This window comes from Salinivibrio sp. MA351 (genome assembly GCF_001996065.1).
In the GTDB taxonomy this organism is placed as follows: domain Bacteria; phylum Pseudomonadota; class Gammaproteobacteria; order Enterobacterales; family Vibrionaceae; genus Salinivibrio; species Salinivibrio costicola.
In genome coordinates this window covers 1-1315 of record NZ_MUFG01000057.1, presented here as the reverse complement: position 1 = coordinate 1315, position 1315 = coordinate 1, and the positions used below count along the sequence as shown (strand labels likewise).

Sequence of the window (1315 nt, the reverse complement as noted above, 5' to 3'; positions counted from 1 at the left end):
ATATAAAACAAAAGAAGTAGTTTTTTATTTGCCTGATTTATCAAGGGCTTTAATTGATCTCCTCCTAAAAATACGCCGTAGCTGATACCTATCCCTACCGTCTCACTCAAGAACTCCTTCTCATCACTGGTAAATGGAAGCCATATAGGGTGCTTGCACTCATGGTAGGTGACAATCTCTGCAATGGGTAACCGGCAGGTAAATGTGGTGACGTGGCGCTTAAAGTCATCGCCTTCTCCCTCAATAGGGTGCCAGCCGCTAAACGACATTTCGGCAAGCAGTGTTCCACTTAGCCGCCGATACCAGGGCGTGATGGTGGTGTCAGAGTAGCCGTTTAGCTCGTTGTATAACCATGTTTCAAGTTCATGCAGATCATTCTCAACCGCATAGTCATACGCTTTTTCCATCACCGCCACCAGCGATGCCCGCTCGCTCGTGGCCTCACGTTGTAGCTCAATCAGCGCTGAAGTTGGGCTCATCCTTTTGCCTCCTCGTGTGGTTTGCTTATAGGTAATAGCAAACCTCAGCGCCGGATCAAAACTCACATCTGACGGTTGACGAGTGCGTCGCAAAACACTGCGTAGCTGTTCCGCTTTTTGAGCGTTGCTCCGTAGATTTAAGCCATACATGAAACTGCGACGACTGAGGCATGACTTTGTGGCCAAGCATCATTAAACTATTGTTTTTCAGCCGGATGGATAGCCAATATGTTTAACCCTGACCTTCCCGTCACCAAACTTCCCGTGTTTAGGGCTGTTTTAATTCTTGGGGGACTCCTTACCTTGGGGACGACAGGAGCGATTGTCCACTACACAGGCTTATCTTGGTGCTTTACCGCAACGTGTTTTAACAACTTGCTTGAGTTTTTTAAAGTGCCTATCCGGTTACTGGCTGCAACGCTTTCCATCATTGGCCTGATTGCACTGGCGCATCGTTCGGAGCAGTCAGCCAAGCAGATTAAGCTTTCAGAAGAGCAAAATTTCTTCTCAAACCATTATAAAAACAAAGAGGAGTTCTGGAAATACATTGAGACCTCGTCAAGTAGAGATTGCATTAAAAAACATGCATCTACTTATGATTTTATTTTCCCTAACTCGCAGATAGGAGATTACTCCATCGCTCCACTTTTTACTAAGAGTGAGAAGAAATGTTTATTAAAATCATTAAATTCATTATTGCCTGAAATGAGCAGGGAAGCTCTAGAAAACAGGGATGAGATAATTGATGAACTCAAGGAGGGTTTGAGTAAAAATAAATATTGCAAAGAAATATTCAGTTATCACATCTTTAATAAAACAATAGACTACTACTTAGA

The 1315-nt window shown here is 43.7% G+C and carries 2 protein-coding genes; one reads left to right on the top strand and one right to left on the bottom strand.

Annotated elements, in window-relative coordinates:
• A partial coding sequence (locus tag BZG78_RS15240; RefSeq protein ID WP_108743400.1) for a hypothetical protein occupies positions 1-479 on the bottom strand: 479 nt, incomplete at its 3' end.
• A gap of 228 nt (positions 480-707) precedes the next feature.
• Between BZG78_RS15240 and BZG78_RS15235 the strand changes: the two genes are divergently transcribed.
• Positions 708-1315: hypothetical protein (locus tag BZG78_RS15235; protein ID WP_131826098.1), on the top strand; the 608-nt coding region annotated here is incomplete at its 3' end.